This is a genomic window from Variovorax sp. RA8 (genome assembly GCF_901827175.1).
In the GTDB taxonomy this organism is placed as follows: domain Bacteria; phylum Pseudomonadota; class Gammaproteobacteria; order Burkholderiales; family Burkholderiaceae_C; genus Variovorax.
The window spans coordinates 5,816,906-5,834,165 of the sequence record NZ_LR594662.1 but is presented as its reverse complement, the minus strand read 5'-3'; the positions used below and the strand labels follow the sequence as shown (position 1 = coordinate 5,834,165).

Below are 17,260 nucleotides of genomic sequence, written 5' to 3'. Positions count from 1 at the left end.
AGAAAGAGGAGCCATGGCCGAAGACACGCAGTTCACCATCAAGAGCGATTCGCCCGTTGCCGGCGAGCTGATGTTCTGGAGCGTGGCCGGCCATGAAGGGCTGTCGCGGCCATCGGTCTACGAACTGACAGTGCTGTCGAAGAACCGGCAGCTCGATGCCAAGGACATCCTCGGCCGCGCCTTCGACGTGGTGATGGAGTTCCTCGATCCCGATGGCGGCAGGCACGAGCGCCACTGCCAGGGCCACGCGGTGCGCTTCATGCGCTGCGGACAGGTGGGACGCTACTTCGAATACCGCATCCAGCTGCGTTCCTGGTTCTGGCTGCTGAGCAAGCGCACGAACTCGCGCATCCTGCAGGACAAGCCGGTGCTGGAAGTGCTCGACGCGGTGTTCGAGGACAGCCCGATCAAGCGCTTCAAGAAGCTCAAGTCCGAGAACGTGATCGGCACGCACAACGCGCGCCGCTACTGCGTGCAGCACCAGGAGAGCGACTACGACTACCTGTCGCGCCTGCTCGAGGACGAGGGCATCTACTACTGGTTCGACGCCCACGAGGCGCCGGGCACCATGCACCTGGCCGACAGCAGCGACGTGGCGCACGCCAAGCTGCCGGTGACGGAGACGCTGCGCTTCGCGCACGACGGCGCCAGCGAGGGCCGCTTCAACGAGATCAGCCGCTGGGTCGCGGCGCGCCGCTTCGAGACCGGCAAGCACGCGGCGCGCGACAGCGACTTCAAGGCGATCCGCAAGAAGCTGGGCGTGGACATCGACGCCTCCGACAACCACGAGCTGGCCGACCTCGAAGCCTTCGAGTTCCCGGGCGGCTACTTCAGCACCGACGACGCCGAGAACACGGCGAAGATCCGCGCCGACGAGCTCACGGCGCGGCGCGACCGCCACTGGGCGCTGACCACCTGGCCGGACGTGGCGGCAGGGCTGGCCTTCAAGTTGGAGGGCGACCCGGACGGCACGCGCGACGGCGAGTACGTCATCGCCGGCTGCACCTTCGTCGCGACCCATCCGGGCTACGAGGGCCTGGAGGGCTACAAGGGCGCCGCGCTTCCCGCCGAGCTGCTGCGCCAGGCGCTGGCCGACGACGCCGTCAACCTCGAGTCGCGCGAGCTGCTGCAGCAGCTGATCGAGGACACGCCGGTCTTGCGCGACGGCGCGCGCGGCGCCAGCGCCTTCCTGCTGACGGTGCTGCCGGTGGAGATCCCTTTCAAGCCGCCGCGCCTGACGCCGCGGGTGCGCATGCCGGGGCCGCAGACCGCGATCGTGGTGGGGCCCGAGGGCGAGGAACTGCACGTGGACGACCATGGCCGCATCAAGGTGCATTTCCACTGGGACCGCTACGGCCAGCGCGACCAGAAGTCGACCTGCTGGGTGCGCGTTTCGCAGCCCTGGGCCGGCAAGGGCTGGGGCGGCTACTTCATCCCGCGCATCGGCCAGGAGGTGATCGTCGACTTCCTCAACGGCGATCCGGACCGCCCGATCGTCGTCGGCCGGGTCTACAACGACGAGCAGCCGATCCCGTACAAGTCCCCCACGCAGAGCGGCTTCCGCAGCCGCTCCACGCCGGGCGGCAACGCCAACAACTACAACGAGATTCAGTTCGAGGACAAGAAGGGCGAGGAGGTGCTCTCCGTCCACGCCGAGCGCAACATGGCGCGCAGCGTGGAGCTGGACGACTCGGCCACCGTCGGGCGCGACCAGAGCCTGGTGGTCCAGCGCGACCAGAGCAGCATCGTGCAGCGCGACCAGACGCTGGCCGTCACGCGTGACCGCAGCATCCACGTCAAGAACAACGAGTCGCACGTGGTGGACCTGGCGCAGAAGCTCAAGGTCGGAACCGACCAGGACAACCACGTGGTCGGCAACCAGAGCACCCAGGTCGACGGGGTGCACACGCTGGTGGTCAAGGGCGCGATCAACACCGACACCAAGGCCACCCGCACCGAGAACACCACCGGCAACGAGTCCCGCACCATCGGCGGCAACCAGACGGTCAACATCACCGGCAACCTGTCGTACAAGGCCGCGAAGATGACCTTCGAGGCCGGCCACATCGAGCACAAGGTGACGGGCGCGAACTCGGTGGTACACACCTCGCCGAACGGCCCGTACACGATCATGGCGAACAAGTTCTCGCTGCTGAGCAACACCGACGCCTCGATCCTCGCCGTCGGCAAGATCAACCAGACCTCGATCGAGAACAACACGACGGTGCTGGGCACCAACACCAGCGGCTACATCGGCCATGCGAGCGAGACCAACATGGGCCTGGCGCGCAGCACCTTCCTCGGGCTGGCGGTGGACACCTTCATGGGCGCGCAGATCAGCACCACGCTGGCGGTGCAGATGGAGGCCGTGGCGGCGGCGAAGATCAGCGCCTCGGTGGGCCCGCACCTGGAGCTGATCACGATGAAGGTCTATTCGCCGGGCGGCGGCGGCGCGGGTGGCGGCGCTGCGCTGGCGGCCGCCGATGCGGCGGTGGCGGCCGAGGTGCTGGGCGTGATGGCGGGCCTCAGCGTGTTCTCTGCCGGCATGGGCTTCTCCGAGCTGTCGGACCAGTACAGCGCGGCGCGCCAGGAGCTGCGCGACGCAGCGCAGGCCGCGGCCGATGCGGGACATCCAGGGCTGGCAGCGCGCCTCAACCGGCTGTCGCAGTCGGGCGGCGCGACCGGCAACGACGTGGGCGCGCTCACCAGCGGGCCGGCGCCGAACAGCACGCAGGCGACCAGCGGCGATGGCATCGCGCCCGCCGATGCCCCCTTCCAGCTGCCGCCGGCGCCGGGGTCCGGCGGTTCGGGCGGCTCGGGTGGCTAGGGGCTGTCCATGCATGTGATCAAGCCCCAGGTGCTCGGCCTGTCGGCGCGGCCGATGGAATACCGCAAGCGCTTCGGCCTGTGCGTCTCGGGTTACCTGCACGTGCCTTTCGCGCAGGCCGCGCGTGGCACGCTGTGGAACGAGCAGTCGATGTGGAACTTCCTCACGGCCGAGATGGCGGTGCCGCTGATCGACGAGGGCATCGCCAAGCTCACGCCGGAATTCCTGGTGCACGGCCATGCCTGGCCCGCGCCCGGGCGGCCGGAGGCGGTGGCGGTGCGCGCGCGGCTCGGCGCACGCGACAAGACGCTGCTGGTCTTCGGCGAGCGCTACTGGGACGCGGGCGCACCCAGCCGGCCGCGTCCCTTCGAGCGGATGCCGCTGGCCTGGACCCACGCCTACGGCGGCCCGGACTTCGCGCCCAATCCGCAGGGCCGCGGACGCAGCGTCGAAGGCGGCGTGCAATGGCTGCCGAACCTGGAGCTGCCGGAGGCGCGCCTGCAACGGCCGGACCAGGCGGTGACGCCGGCCGGCTTCGGGCCGCTCGACGTCATGCATCCGCAGCGCGCCGCCCTGCGCGGCACCTACGACGAGGCCTGGCTTCAGGCGCACGCGCCGGGCTTCCCGCCCGATGTCGACTGGCGCTACTTCAACCTCGCGCCCAGCGACCAGTGGCTGGACGCGCCCTTGCGCGGCGACGAGCCTTACGCGCTCGACCACATGCATCCGGAACGCGCGCGTATCGAGGGCACGCTGCCCGCCCTGCGGGTGCGCGCCTTCGCCAACTACAGGACCAACGGCGACACGCGGCTGCGCGAGATCCCGATGCGGTTGACGACCGTGTGGTTCTTCCCGCACGCCGGGCGCATGGTGCTGATCCACCAGGGCCTGGCCGAGACCGGCGAGGACGACGGCGGCGATGTGCGCCAGCTGCTCGGCGCCGTCGAGCGCCTCGACGAGCCGCGCCCGCCCGAGCACTACCTGGAGGTGCTCGGCAAGCGCCTCGACGGCCGGCGCGCTGCGGTGCAGGCGCTCAACGATGCGGACCTGGTGCCCGCGGGCCTGGACACTGTCGACCCCGGCCAGGAGCAGGCGCAGGCGGTGATGAAGTCCGACGGGCTGCGCGAGGACGCGCAGTACCGGCGTGCGCAGGTCGACGTCGAGATGGCGCGCGACCAGCTGCGCGCGCAGGGCAAGGACCCGGACGCCCTCGGAGTTCGCCTCGCGCCGCGCGAGAAGCCGCCGAGTGCGCAGGAACTGCCGGCGTACCTCGAGAAGCTAGAAGCCGAGATGGAGAAGCAGCAGTGGGCCGCCGTCGAGGACGCGGTGACGCAGCTGGAGAACGCACAGGCCTTCATGCGCGAGAAGAAGCTCGACCCCGAGCGGCTGGTGCATCGCGGGCCGCCCAGCTACCGCGCGAGCGCGCAGCTGGCCGAGATCGAGAAGGGCTTCGCGCTGGGCGAGCGCGTCTTCGACCGGGCGACGATGGCACCGCAGCTCGTGCTGCAGGAAATGGCGCACCACCTCGACTACCTGAAGAACGCCCACATGCAGCCGCCGGTCGCGCCGCTTGCGGGCGAGCGTGCGGCCGAGGCCCGGCGCGAGATCGAATGGCTGCTCGCGCGCGGCACGAAGCAGCTGCCGGGTGCGGACTTCACCGGCGCGGACTTTTCCAATCTCGACCTGCGTGGCATCGACTTCACCGGCGCCTGGCTCGAAAGCGCCCGGCTCGCGGGCGCCAACCTGTCGGGTGCGAACTTCCGCGCCGCCGTGCTGGCCCATGCCGACCTGCGCGGCGCGATCGCGATCGAGACCGTCTTCCAGGCCGCCAACCTGGGCCGCGCGCAGCTGCGCGGTGCCGTCTTCGACCGAGCCGAGTTCTCGGGTGCCAACCTGCAGTACTGCAGCTTCGAGGCGACCCAGCTGCGCCAGGCCCGCCTGGCCGGCGCCGAGCTGATGGACACGCGCTGGGGCGCGGCCGACTGGAGCGGCGCGGTGGGCCCGGGCCTGCTCTTCTACAAGCTGGACATGAAGGGTGTGGTGCTGGCCGAGGCCGAGTTGGCCGCGTGCAACTTCATCGAATGCGACCTGCAGGGGCTGGACTTCCGCGGTGCGAAGCTGGCGGGCAGCAACTTCATCGGGTGCCGGCTCGAACGTGCCGATTTCAGTGGCGCGCACTTGGCCGGCGCGAGCTTCGTGCAGGCCACCACCCTGGCGCACGCCGACTTCACGGGCGCCGGCCTGCAGGGCGCCAACCTCGGCGAATGCAATCTCACCGGCGCGCGGCTGGTGCGCGCCCGGCTCGACGGGGCCAACCTCGGCATGGCGCAACTGACCGATTGCGATGCGCGGCTGGCAAGCGCCAAGGGCGCGCTGCTGCGCAAGGCGGTGCTGGCGCGGGCGCGGCTCGCGGGCGTGGACTTCAAGGACGCGATCCTGCAGCGCGCCGACCTGCGCGGCGCCGATCTGCGCAACGCCAACCTGTTCGGCGCCGACCTGTCGCGCATCCGGCTCGACGGCGATGCGCGCCTCGAAGGCGCGCTGCTGCAGCGGGCCCGCACCTGGCCGCGGCTGGCGCCGGAGCAGCATGCGGGGGGCACGCCATGAAGGCGCAACTGCTGGCCTATGCCGCCGCGCTGGGCGAACCGATCGAAGGCCAGGACCTGCGCAAGGGCTCCTTCGCGAAGAGCTACCTCGGCGGCGGCATCTTCACGCGCACGCAGCTGGCGCAGGCCGACTTCCGCGGCGCCGATGCGCGCGAGACCCTGTTCGACCAGTGCGACCTGCGCGGCGCGCTCTTCAACGGCGCCAACCTGCGCCGCGCCGTCTTCAACCAGTGCGAGCTCGAGCACGTGGATTTCCGCGAGGCCAACCTGCACGGCGCCACCTTCACCGGCTGCCGGCTCCCGCATGGGCAGCTCGCCCGCGCGGCGCTCGACATGGCGACCTTTTCCGCCTGCCGGCTCGACCACGCGGCGCTGGCCGGCTGCTCGCTCGAATCGGCCGCCTTCCTGGGCAGCAGCCTGGTCGACGTCAACGCCGACGACAGCCGCTGGCTGCACACCTCGGTGATGGAATGCGACCTGGCGCGCCTGAGCTGGGAGCGCGCCAGCCTGCGCCGCGTGATCTTCCACAAGACCGGGCTGGCGCAGAAGTCCTTCGCCGGGCTGGCGCTGGACGGCTGCCAGTTCTCCTGCCTCGACCTGAGCGGCGCGCGCTTCGCGCAGGTGGCGATGCCGCAGTGCAACTTCCAGGGCGCGACGCTGGAGGGTGCCGACTTCGCCGGCGTGCAGGCGAACGGCGCCGTGTTCTGCGAGGCCCGCGGAACGGGCGTGAGCTTCGCGGGTGCCCGGCTGCGCCAGGCGCTGTTCACCGCCAGCATCTTTCCGGCCGCGCGCTTCGATGGCGCGGATCTCTACCAGTGCCATTTCGCGCGCGCGCAGCTGCCAGGTGCGGTGCTGCGCGGCGCCGAACTGACCTATGCGGACTTCAGCCATGCCGACCTGCGCGCGGTGGATGCGCGCGAGGCGACGCTTTTCCGCACCGTGCTGCACCGCGCGGCCACGGAGCATGCGCAGTTGCCCGACCGCGTCCGTGCCCTGGAGACCGATCCCGCGCTGGCGCAGGCGGAGGACTGGCAGCCGGTGGGGGGCTGAATCGGATGCAGCACAAGCAAATGACAGGCAATGACCAGGAAATGACAAGGAGCACGCGACCATGAGCGATTCCACATCCATCGCCGGGCAGCCGGCCCGGCGTGGCGTGCCGGGCGGCGCGACGCCGGCGCAGTCCTGCGTCGGCCTGGTGACCGGCGTCGCCGGCCGGGCCTTCTCCATCCGCAGCGGCGGGCTCGAAGCCGTCGGGCGGCGTGCCGCGAGTTGCCTGCTGGAGCCGGTGGCGGGCGACACGGTCGCCTGCCTGCTGGTGGCGCCGGACGAGCTCTGGGTGGTGGCCGTCCTGCAGCGCGAGGAGGGCGCGGCGCACCTGCTGCGCAGCGGGGCGCCGCTCAAGATCGAGGCGCCCGAGCTCAGCTTCGAAATCACGCGTTTTGAACTGCGCGCCGCGCGCGCCGAGATGGTGGTGGGCGAGGCCGAGTTCAGCAGCAGCCGGCTGCGCGTGGTGGCGGGTGCGATCAAGCTGGTGGGCCTGGCGTTGAACAGCGTCTTCGATCGGGTCACGCATTTCAGCAAGCATCACCTGCGCACCACCCAGGGCATCGACCGGGTGCAGGCCACGCACCTGGAGATCGAGGCCGACCAACTGCTGAGGCTGTCGGGCGAGCATGCGCTGATCAACGGCGGCAAGCTGGTCAAGACCCGCGGCGGGCAGATCCACTTCGGGTGACGCCATGTTCGCCAACTGCCAGATGATGGGCACCGACATGGGCTTCCCGGACGTGTGCCTCACGCCCGCGCCGCCTTCGCCCTCGCCGATCCCCATCCCCTATCCCAACATCGCCATGGGGCCGATGGCGGTTCCCAACTGCCCGAACATCCTGATCATGGGCATGCCGGTGCACAACCTCGCGACCACCATTCCCATGACCAACGGCGACAACCCCGGCGTGGCGACCGGTGTGGCCTCGGGCACGGTGATGGGCCCGAGCCGCCACCTGACGGGCGCCTTCACGGTGCTCTACATGGGCATGCCGGCGACGCGCCTCACCAGCATGTCGCTGCAGAACAGCACCAACTGCCCGGGCGCGCGCGTCGTGCCCAGCCAGGCGCTGGTCCTGATGCTGGCGCCATGACGAAGGTGCCCAGGCGCAGGCCTCACTCGACGGAGCCACGATCGTGATTCGCATATCGGTCCTCACCCCCCAGGGCGCCCGTGCGGGCCGCGCGCTGAGCGCGCAATTCGACGTGCAGGGCGGCACCATCGGGCGCGCGCCGGCCAACACGCTGGTGCTTGACGATCCCGACCGGACGGTGTCGCGCGTGCATGCGCAGGTGCTGTGCCGCGACGGGCAGTACTTCATCGTCGACCGCGGCAGCAATCCGATGCTGTGCAATGGCCGGCCGCTGGGCGCGGGCAACGAGGCCGCGCTGTCGCAAGGGATGCGGCTGGTCATCGGTGGCTTCGAGCTGGTGGTGGAGGCGGCGCCTTCCGCGGCGTCCGCAGGCGCTGCCGCGGCTCTTGCCGCAGCGCCGGCCGCCGTCGCGAGGCCTGCGGAGGACGACCCCTTTGCCGACCTGCTTGCCGGGCTCGGGCCTGCCGCGCCGGCGCCGGCTGCGGCTTCGGCCGTGCCGGACCTTCCGCTCGGCGATCCGCTGGGCGCCGGGCGTCCCGCGGCCTCGGCCGAGGATCCCTTCGCGGATCTCCTGGCGCCGTCGCCGGCCGCGCCCGGTGTCGCGACACCGGCGCGCGGCCTGCTCGATGACGACTTCTCCGACCTGGGCCTGGTGTCGCCTGCGGCCAAGGGGACGGGCATCGACGAGCTGTTCGGCGGCGGCGCTGGCGCGGGCCTCGGCGGCGATCCGCTCGCGCTGTCGCCGCTGGCAGACCCGCTGCGCCAGCCCAACACGGCCGCGGCGGCCGATCCGTTTGCGGCGTTGCAGGGCACGCCGCCCGCGGCCGCGGCGCCACGCGCCGACCATCTTCCGATCGGGCAATTCGGCTATGCGCCGCCGCGCGAAGTGCCGGCCGTCGCGCCTTCGTCCGCGCCGCGCTTCGACGACATGACGGGCGAGCCGGTCCTGGCCTCGCCGCCGCCGGGCCCGGCCTCGGCTCCGATGGGCGCCACCTCACCCGACGCGCTGCTCGCCGCCCTCCTGCGCGGCCTCGGCAGCACGCACCAGATGCCGGAGCTGCTGACGCCGGGGCTGATGGAGCGCATCGGCGTGCTGCTGCGCTCGGCCACCGAGGGCACGCTGCAGCTGCTGCTGACACGCCAGGAATTCAAGCGCGAGCTGCGCGCCGAGGTGACGATGATCGCGGCGCAGGCCAACAACCCGCTCAAGTTCTCGCCCACCGCCGAGGTCGCGCTGGCGCATCTGCTGGGGCCCGGCGTGCGCGGCTTCATGCCGGCCGAGGCGGCGATGCGCGATGCCTTCGACGACCTGCGCGCGCACCAGTTCGGCGTGATGGTCGGCATGCGCGCCGCGCTGGCCCAACTCATCGAGCGCTTCGAACCCGGCGAGCTCGAGAAGAAGATCGCCGCGAAGTCCGCCCTCGACAGCCTGTTCGCCGCCAACCGGAAGGCCAAGCTGTGGGACCAGTTCGTTGCGCTCTACGCCGGCATCGCGAGCGAGGCGGAGGACGATTTCCACACCCTCTTCGGCAAGGCCTTCGTGCAGGCCTACGAGGAACAGATGGCACGCCTGAAGTCGGGCGAAGGCCGCAAATAGCAAGAGCAAGAGCAAGTGCAAGAGCAAGAGGGACGAGGACGAGGGAGGCCCCATGGAGATCGAGATCGTCACCCTGTCGAGGCAGGGCGGCCGCAGCTACAACGAGGACGTGTTCGGCCAGTGGAACGACGGCCGCTTCCTGGCCTGCCTGGTGGCCGATGGCGCGGGTGGCCACGGCGGCGGCGACGTGGCCGCGTCGATCGTGCGCAGCAGCGTGCTCGGCGGCTTCGCGGCGGCGCCGGGGCTGGATGCCGAAGGCCTGCGGCGCCTGCTGGAGCAGGCCAACCGCGACGTGGTCGCGCGCCAGGCCGAAGGCGGCAAGCTGGCGGCCATGCGCTCCACCGTGGTGCTGGCCGCCATCGACCTGCACGAGAACGCGGTGGTCTGGGCCCACAGCGGCGACAGCCGCGCCTACCTGTTCCGCGCCGGCGCGCCGGTGGCGCGCACCATCGACCACAGCCTGGTCCAGCAGATGGTGGCGGGCGGCATGATCGACGAGGAGGCCGCGCGCCTGCATCCGAAGCGCAACATGCTGCTGTCGGCGCTGGGCTCGCTCGAGTCGCTGCCGGAGATCACCGTTTCCGAGCGCATGCCACTCGCCGTGGACGATGTGCTGCTGCTGTGCAGCGACGGCGTCTGGGAGCCGCTGGGCGACGCGTGCCTGTGCGAGACGCTGCAGGCCTCGCAGGACCCCAGCCGATGGGTGGAGCAGCTCGACGCCGAGATTCGCGCACGCGCCAAGCCCGGGCACGACAACTACACGGCGGTCGTGCTATGGCTGCACGAGGACGGCGAGGACGACGAGGTCACGCGGCCGCTGCCCGAACCGCCTCGGCCGTAGCGCCGCGCGGTCGCCCGCCTGGCTTTTACTTGTACTTGTACTTGTCGGCTCGGGTCTTGACCGTCTTCAGCGCGTTGCGCAGCTGCAGCGGCATGTCCTGCCGGTTGGGCAGGTCCTGGTAGTAGGTCTCGCGGTTCTGTTCGCACAGCCGGTGGCATCGCTGCACCAGCACGACCAGCGCGTAGGTGGTCCTGGAGATGGTGGACGGCGTCCAGGGCGCGTCGCGGTACGGGTCGGGCCCCACCAGCCGTCGACCTCGATGATGCTGCTATCGCCCGGCGACGGCCCGGGCTTCGCGATGGGTCGGGTGGTGGCCGGGTGGCCAGGTAGTGGCCTCAGGTGACCTTGTTGGCTTCGAGGTCCCAGGTCATCTCGGGGCCGGCGCTGAGCTTGCCCTTGTCGTCCTGGAGCTTGTATTCGATCTTGATCTTCTTGAAGGCGCAGGACACGCTCTCGACCATGTCGCCGCCGCCTCCGCCGCTGAACTGCGTGCTGGTGATGAAGGCGCCGTTCAGGGTGATGATGAGATAGTCCTCCTGGCCATCGCCGGACTTGCGGGCGGTGAGCTTGATCTCGTCGATGTGCGTGCCCTTGGCGCAGAAGCTGGCCAGCACGGGCGAGGCCTTGTCGTAGTTGTGCATGAAGGTGAGCTCGGAGGGCGTGGCCTTGCCCTTGCCGGCGCCGCCGCCCACGCCGGCGCTGGAGGCGTTCGAGACGCCCCAGCTCCAGCTCAGGACCTCGATCTCGTTGACGTGGCCTTCCTTCTTCGACTCGCCGTCGGCCTTCGTGATCTTGGCGAAATAGTCAGAACTCATCTCGATGCTCCTTCAGGAAACCCGTTGCGGCGGGCGGGGGGTTGATCGGCAACTGCAGAGCAAGCTGCGCTTCGTCACGTGCTACTTGCCGCCCTTGACGGACGGCAGCTTGGACACCAGGCGCAGCGACACCGTCAGCCCTTCGAGCTGGTAGTGCGGGCGCAGGAAGAACTTGGAGGTGTAGTAGCCGGGGTTGCCCTCGACCTCCTCCACCACCACCTCGGCCGCCGCCAGCGGCTTGCGCGCCTTGGTCTCCTCGGAGGAGTTGACGGGGTCGCCGTCCACGTAGTTGGTGATCCACTTGTTGAGCCAGCGCTGCATCTCATCGCGCTCCTTGAAGCTGCCGACCTTGTCGCGCACGATGCACTTGAGGTAGTGCGCGAAGCGGTTGCAGGCGAAGAGGTAGGGCAGGCGCGCGGCGAGGTTGGCGTTGGCGGTGGCGTCGGGGTCGTCGTACTCGGTCGGCTTGTTGAGCGACTGCGAGCCGATGAAGGCCGCGAAGTCGGAGTTCTTGCGGTGGATCAGCGAGAGCAGGCCGGCCTTGGACAGCTCGGCCTCGCGCCGGTCGCTGATGGCGATCTCGGTCGGGCACTTCTGGTCCACGCCGCCGTCGTCGCTCGGGAAGGTGTGCAGCGGCAGGTTCTCGACCGCGCCGCCCGATTCGATGCCGCGGATGCGCGAGCCCCAGCCGTAGAGCTTGTAGGAGCGGTTGATGTTGGTGGCCATGGCGTAGGCCGCGTTGGCCCAGGCGTACTTGCTGTGGTCGGCGCCGGCGACGTCTTCCTCGAAGTCGAAGTCCTCAACCGGGTTGGTCTTGGCGCCGTAGGGCGTGCGCGCCAGGAAGCGCGGCATGCACAGGCCGATGTACTTGGAGTCGTCCGACTCGCGCAGGCTGCGCCAGCCGGCGTACTCGGGGGTGGAGAAGATCTTGGTCAGGTCGCGCGGGTTGGCGAGTTCCTGCCAGGACTCCATCTGCATCAGGTTGGGGCTGGCGCCGGTGATGAAGGGCGCGTGGGCCGAAGCCGCGATCTTGGCCATCTCGCCCAGGAGCTCCACGTCGGGCGGGCTCTGGTCGAAGTGGTAGTCGCCCACGATGGCGCCGAAGGGCTCGCCGCCGAACTGGCCGTACTCCTGCTCGTAGATCTTCTTGAACAGCGGGCTCTGGTCCCAGGCCGCGCCCTTGAACTTCTTCAGGGTCTTGTGCAGCTCCTTCTTCGAGACGTCCATCACGCGGATCTTGAGGTTCTCGTCGGTCTCGGTGTTGTTCACCATGTAGTGCAGGCCGCGCCAGGCGCTCTCGAGCTTCTGGAAGTCCTCGTGGTGCAGGATCTTGTTGACCTGCTCGGTGAGCTTCTGGTCGATCGCGGCGATCATGGCCTGGATCGACTTGGTCACGTCCTTGCCGATGACCTGCGTGTTCGCCAGCGCCTGCTGCGCCAGCGTGAGCACGGCCGCCTCCACGGCGCTCTTCGCCTCGTCGCTGCGCGGCTTGAATTCCTTCTGCAGCAGCGACGCGAAGTCGCTGCCCCCGTAGGCGACGTCTTTCAGTGCGCTCTGCTGTTCGAGTGCTTCGGCCATGTTGCTTTCTCCTCGTGATTCGTTTCGTGGGGCGTCAGGCGGCGGAAGCCGTGGACGGGGCGCCCTCTTCGGGCTTCCTGCTGCCGGCGAGCGTCTGCAGCAGGGCCGGGTCCTCCAGCACCTTGGCCAGCAGGTCTTCGGCGCCGCCCTTGCCATCCATGTAGGTGACCAGGTTCGACAGCTGAGTGCGGGCCTCGAGCAGCTTGTTGAGCGCATCCACCTTGCGGGCGACCGCGGCGGGCGAGAAGTCGTCCATGTTCTCGAAGCTGATGTCGACCTTGAGCTCGCCCTCGCCGGTCAGCGTGTTCGGCACAGAGAAGGCGGCGCGCGGCTTCATGGCCTTCATGCGGGCGTCGAAGTTGTCGACGTCGAACTCGAGGAACTTGCGGTCGGTGACCGGCGCCAGCGGGTCCGCCGGCTTGCCGGAGAGGTCCGCCAGAACGCCCATCACGAAGGGCAGCTGGATCTTCTTCTCGGCGCCGTAGAGCTCCACGTCGTACTCGATCTGGACGCGCGGCGCCCGGTTGCGGGCGATGAACTTCTGGCTGCTCTTGGTGGACATGGAGGAACTCCTTGCAGGATGGATGGGAAGACGAGCGCGGCGGCAGGGGCCTTACTCGGTGGTCTGCTTGCCGGTCACGGCTTCGATGGTGTCGAGCGCGTTCGGCGCGAGGTCGGCCATGATCTCGAGGAAGCTCACGCCGATCAGCTTCTTGGCGCGCGCGATCAGGAGCGGCGCCGGGTTGCCCGGCTCGGTCTGTTCGAGATAGCGGATCACGCGGTCCAGGGTCTGGAGCACGTCCTGGCGGGTGCGGAGTTCGCCGGGCGCGGCGGCGCGCTGCGCCGGTGCGTTGCCCTCGGCCGTGGCGGGCTGTTCGCCGGCATCGGCCGCGGCCTCGGCGGGCCCTGCCGCGCCGGCCACGGCCGCGCAGGCCTTGTGCAGCACCTGCCCGATCGCGCGCAGACGAGAGAGATCGATGGCATCGGCACGGCCGGTGCGCTCGGTGATCAGCGTCTGCAGCCGGGAGACCTGCGCTGGCGTGGCCATCAGCGCACGCAGCATGTCAGGCGTCTCGGCGTGGATGGCTTCGAGCCCGCCCTGCACCTGCGCCTGCGAGTAGGCGGCGTCGCCACCCACGGCGGCCAGCGCGTTGTGCGCGATCGCGATGTCGCGCACGCGGATCGGGCCTACGCCGCGCGCGATGCCGACCTGGGCGTCGTACAGGTCGCGCAGCACCATGCCCTCGTCGGCGAGCGGGGCGAGCGCGTTGAGGCGCATGGTGGGGTCGTTGTCGTCGTCGGCATCCAGCTTTGGATGTATGCCGTCCCAGTGGCGCTCGAGCAGGCCGCTCAGCAACTGCAGCCCCAGGCCGAAGCCGGACGCGCCCTGGAGCCGGGTGCTTGCCCGCAGCAGCAGCACGGCGGGCCGCACGTCCTTGGTTCGCGCGAGCAGTGCCTGTGCCTGGTCGGCGACCGCGCGCCACTCGGGCTCCACCGCGGGGATCACCGTGTCGCCGAACTGCTGCTCGGCCTTGCCCTGCGCGGCAGCCTCGAGCGCGGTGAAGGCCGGGTCGTATTCCAGATCGTCGCCGCATGGCGATGCCTGGCTGACGGGAGCTTGCAGTGCATCGACGAGTTCGGGTGTCAGCATGTTGCCTGTTGGGATGGACAGAGCCCGTCGGCATGAGGATTTCCTTCCCCCCGGCCCTCCGGCTGATTCATGTGTCGACAGACGCTGGTGATAATCAAAGATGCCCCGGGGCGGGTCAATGCAACGAAGGGAATAGCATGAGTGAGCTGGGTACACGCCGTTCGTCCTATGGACGCCTGCGCAACGCGGACCGCCGCCGCGTGCTGTCGGGCTGGAGCCTGGGCCTGCTGGCCGCGGGCCTGCTGGTGACCGGTTGCGCCAAGCCGCCGCCGCCACCGGTCACGACGCCGGTGGCGATGACGCTGGTGGCCGGTGCCGATGCCAATCCCGATGCGCGCGGCCGGGCCTCGCCGCTCACGGTGCGCGTCTATGCGCTCAAGACCCGTGGCGCCTTCGAGTCGGCCGACTTCTTCTCGCTGTTCGAGAAGGACCAGGCCACGCTGGGCGCGGAGATGGCGCAGCGCGAAGAACTGCTGCTGCGCCCGGGCGACAGCAAGAAGCTGGAGATGACACTGGCCGCCGACATCAAGGCGATCGGTGTGATGGCCGCGTACCGCGACCTGGATCGCGCACGCTGGCGCGAGGTGCGCGTGGTCGAGCCGGGCAAGCCGCTGGTGCTGACCGCCACCTTCGGCGCGCGCCAGATAAGCATCCGTTAGCCGGCCGCGAGGCAATCGGCTATCTCGCTAGCGGTTGGTCGGCGGGCAGGAAGCGTTGGAACAGGTCGGAGACGAAGGCCGACTGGTCGCTGTTGCCCGGCGCTGCCACGAGGTACAGACCGCGCCAGCGCGCGCCGGCATGGCTGCTGCGCGGGGCCTCGAAGAGCTGCTGTGCGAAGGCGCGCAATCCGGGCTGCAATGCGCGCACCTGCTCGACGAAGGCATGGATCGCCTGGCGGCGCGCCGGGTCCGGCTGCCTGCGCAGCAGGCCCATGCGCAAGGCATGCAGGCGCAGCGCCAGTGGCTCGAACAGCGCATCAGGGCGCGCCGCGGCCGCGGCGACGTCGGGCAGGCGATGGCCCAGGGCCTGGGCACGCACCGCACGCGGCAGGGCTTCGCGCATCACCTCGTAACCCGCCAGCCGCTCCAGCCCGGTCACCAGCAGGTAGATGGGCAGCTGCAAGCGCAGGAGTTCGGCCGCCTCGTCGACACGCTGGCGCAGGCGTGCCGCATCGGCGGCCACGTGCTGCGCGTCGCCCAGCAGGCGGGCCGCGTTCACGCAGACCACGATGCCGTTGAGCGGCAGGCGCTCGCGCTGCTCGGCGAGCGCCAGCAGGGCCCGGTACCAGAGGCCGCGCTCGTGCGGCGTGGCCGGCTCGTGCACCGCGGCGGCACGGGTCTCGATGGCGACAAGGGTCGGCAAGAAATGCCAGCGCCAGAAGTTTCCGCCCTCGTCCATGCCCTGCCCCGGCGGCACGGAGGCTTCGCGACGGGCCGCGGCGAGCAGCGCCCGGAGGCCGGCGTCCTCGTCGCCGATGAACAGCAGCCAGGGCAGGTCATAGAGCGGGTGATGCAGCGCGCGCAGCGCGGGTGAGCAAAGCAGGTGCTCGCGCGCATGCGCGACCGCGGCGCGGGGCTCGGCGAAGGGCTCGGGCGGCGCCGTATCCGAAGGCGTGGCCAGGGCCTCGATGCGGCGGCGCAGCAGGCGCCGCCGCGCGAGGTAGCGCGAGCCCAGCATGAACCACCACAGTGCGAGCAGCCCCGCCATGCACAGCACCAGCAGGGCGCCGTAGTGGGCGGGCAGCGGGTACAGCATGTTCATGCGAGGGCGGGATGTCGCGGTCTCAGCGTGAGACGGTTTCGAGGAACACGAAGTCGGCGATCGGCCGGCCCGCGGCCTCGCTGGAGGCCAGCGCTTCGCGCAGGCGCTGCAGGTAGGCCGAGGCCAGCTCGAAAGGCGGCGTGCCGGCGGTGTCGGCCAGTGGCGTGGTCGACGACAAGGCGGTGATCAGCACCGTGCCGAAGGGCGGGCTCACCAGCCAGCTCGAGGGAATGTCGCGGCCCAGCTCCAGGACTTCACCGGGGCGCAGGGGCTGCTGGCCGCGGTTCGCGTGCAGGTGCATGACGGCGCCATCGGCCGTGTAGTAGTCGACGCGCAGGTAGCCCTCGTGGTCCGCGTTGGTGACGCGCACCACCACCGTGTCGCCCTCGCGCACCCGACCCTCCTGCGCGGTGAGCGCGGCGACCTTCAGCGGTTGCCGCTTCTCCTGGTTGCGTGCCTGGTAGGGCTTGAGGATGGCCACGACCTCGCAATGGGGCCAGACGCGCAGCCGGAGCGCGAAGTTCGCCGTCGCCATGCCGGGCATGGCGCGCACCTCGCGCTCCACGCGCGCCATGTCCTCCGCCGTCGGGACGAAGCCGCTCACCCGCGCCGTGCCGTCGTCGCCCACCGCCACGGTGAGGTCCGCGCAGGCAACGGCCTGCAGCCGCTGGTCGACGGCCTGGGCCGGCGTGGGTGCCGTCTCGCGTGCGCCGCCCAGCATGGCCCATAGCAGGTAGGCCAGCGGGACGAGCAGCGCCATCGCGCCGGCGGCGCGCAGCAGCGCGCGCTCGCGCCGCTCGGGCACGCGCGGGCCCGGTGGATCGGGCACGCCATAGGGCTGCGGCGTGATACGGTCCTCGGCCAGCGTGTCGAGCGCCAGCGGGCGCACGGGCAGCTGCCGCCCGTGCAGCTCCTTGAGCTTGCCGAGCTCGCCGCCGTCGCCGCTCTCGAAGTAGTACTGGCCCTTGAAGCCGTGGACCAGCGCATGCCAGTAGATCTCGCGCACCTCGCCGTCGTCCGGCTGCAGGGCGGACAGGTGATGGAAGAACTCGCTGTGCGCGTTGTTGGAGTTGAAGAGCCGCACCTGCAGCGGCGTCGCGCCGGTGTTCCACGCCGGATGGCGCGCGATCACCTCGTCGAGCCAGGCGACCACCGCGAAGGAGGCCGATTCGACGTGCGCCTGCGTGCTGCCGGCCTCGCGGGCCGCGGCACGGGCCTGGTCGAGCAACTGGAGCGCGCGCCGCTGGGCGGCTTCGGGCGCGGGCGCGGCACGGCCGGCCGCGATGGCCGCGTCGAGCTCGAGGCCGAACGAGAAGAGTGCGCTGAAGCAGTCGAACAGCCGAGCCATGAAGCGCTCGCGCTATTCTTCGGTGGCAACGGGAGCCCTGGGTTTGCGCCTGTCTCGATGGCACATGCCTATGTCCCTGTTGAAGCGGTGGA

The 17,260-nt window shown here is 70.3% G+C and carries 15 protein-coding genes; 8 read left to right on the top strand and 7 right to left on the bottom strand.

The genetic code is table 11. The annotated features are described in order from the left end of the window. Positions 1-13 precede the first annotated feature (13 nt). The 7 genes from E5P3_RS36205 (at position 14) to E5P3_RS27795 (ending at position 10,015) form a co-directional block, all read left to right on the top strand. Positions 14-2,827: a type VI secretion system Vgr family protein gene (locus tag E5P3_RS36205; RefSeq protein ID WP_162588904.1), complete on the top strand. Its 2,814-nt coding sequence runs from the start codon at positions 14-16 to the stop codon at positions 2,825-2,827. 9 nt (positions 2,828-2,836) lie between these two features. Next, positions 2,837-5,434 (top strand): DUF2169 family type VI secretion system accessory protein, encoded by a 2,598-nt coding sequence (locus tag E5P3_RS27820; RefSeq protein WP_162588903.1) that lies wholly within the window; start codon positions 2,837-2,839, stop codon positions 5,432-5,434. Further along, on the top strand, positions 5,431-6,483 hold the full coding sequence (locus E5P3_RS27815; RefSeq protein WP_162588902.1) for a pentapeptide repeat-containing protein: 1,053 nt from the start codon (positions 5,431-5,433) through the stop codon (positions 6,481-6,483). Before E5P3_RS27820 ends, E5P3_RS27815 begins: the two co-directional genes overlap by 4 nt. A 61-nt stretch (positions 6,484-6,544) precedes the next feature. Next, entirely contained in the window at positions 6,545-7,171 is a 627-nt protein-coding gene (locus tag E5P3_RS27810; protein WP_162588901.1) for a DUF3540 domain-containing protein, read from the top strand. Positions 7,172-7,175: 4 nt separating this feature from the next. Further along, positions 7,176-7,577 carry a DUF4150 domain-containing protein gene (locus E5P3_RS27805; protein WP_068678020.1) on the top strand — a complete coding sequence of 134 codons (402 nt, stop codon included), beginning with the start codon at positions 7,176-7,178 and terminating at the stop codon, positions 7,575-7,577. Positions 7,578-7,620: 43 nt separating this feature from the next. Then, entirely contained in the window at positions 7,621-9,174 is a 1,554-nt protein-coding gene (tagH, locus tag E5P3_RS27800) for a type VI secretion system-associated FHA domain protein TagH (protein WP_162588900.1), read from the top strand. A 52-nt stretch (positions 9,175-9,226) separates the two neighbouring features. After that, a complete protein-coding gene (locus E5P3_RS27795; RefSeq protein ID WP_162588899.1) occupies positions 9,227-10,015 on the top strand; it encodes a PP2C family protein-serine/threonine phosphatase in 789 nt (262 codons plus the stop codon). A 25-nt stretch (positions 10,016-10,040) separates the two neighbouring features. Here E5P3_RS27795 and E5P3_RS27790 read toward each other — a convergent pair whose 3' ends face one another. The 5 genes from E5P3_RS27790 to tssA all read right to left on the bottom strand — a co-directional run bounded on the left by E5P3_RS27790 (position 10,041) and on the right by tssA (position 14,059). Further along, positions 10,041-10,259, bottom strand: coding sequence for a hypothetical protein (locus E5P3_RS27790; RefSeq protein WP_162588898.1), 219 nt, complete (start codon positions 10,257-10,259; stop codon positions 10,041-10,043). 91 nt (positions 10,260-10,350) lie between these two features. Beyond that, positions 10,351-10,830, bottom strand: coding sequence for an Hcp family type VI secretion system effector (locus E5P3_RS27785; protein ID WP_162588897.1), 480 nt, complete (start codon positions 10,828-10,830; stop codon positions 10,351-10,353). A gap of 81 nt (positions 10,831-10,911) precedes the next feature. Beyond that, positions 10,912-12,408, bottom strand: coding sequence for a type VI secretion system contractile sheath large subunit (gene tssC / locus E5P3_RS27780; protein WP_162588896.1), 1,497 nt, complete (start codon positions 12,406-12,408; stop codon positions 10,912-10,914). Between the two features lie 34 nt (positions 12,409-12,442). Continuing rightward, a complete protein-coding gene (gene tssB, locus E5P3_RS27775) occupies positions 12,443-12,970 on the bottom strand; it encodes a type VI secretion system contractile sheath small subunit (protein WP_162588895.1) in 528 nt (175 codons plus the stop codon). 51 nt (positions 12,971-13,021) lie between these two features. Continuing rightward, entirely contained in the window at positions 13,022-14,059 is a 1,038-nt protein-coding gene (gene tssA, locus E5P3_RS27770) for a type VI secretion system protein TssA (RefSeq protein WP_162588894.1), read from the bottom strand. A gap of 137 nt (positions 14,060-14,196) precedes the next feature. Here tssA and tssJ point away from each other — a divergent pair, with 137 nt between their 5' ends. Next, positions 14,197-14,718, top strand: coding sequence for a type VI secretion system lipoprotein TssJ (tssJ, locus tag E5P3_RS27765; RefSeq protein WP_162588893.1), 522 nt, complete (start codon positions 14,197-14,199; stop codon positions 14,716-14,718). A gap of 19 nt (positions 14,719-14,737) precedes the next feature. Here the strand turns inward: tssJ and E5P3_RS27760 are convergent, their stop codons facing one another. Both E5P3_RS27760 and E5P3_RS27755 read right to left on the bottom strand, forming a co-directional pair. Next, on the bottom strand, positions 14,738-15,820 hold the full coding sequence (locus E5P3_RS27760; RefSeq protein WP_232073346.1) for a type VI secretion system protein: 1,083 nt from the start codon (positions 15,818-15,820) through the stop codon (positions 14,738-14,740). Positions 15,821-15,842: 22 nt separating this feature from the next. Then, positions 15,843-17,168: a DotU family type IV/VI secretion system protein gene (locus tag E5P3_RS27755; RefSeq protein WP_162588892.1), complete on the bottom strand. Its 1,326-nt coding sequence runs from the start codon at positions 17,166-17,168 to the stop codon at positions 15,843-15,845. Between the last annotated feature and the right edge of the window lie 92 nt (positions 17,169-17,260).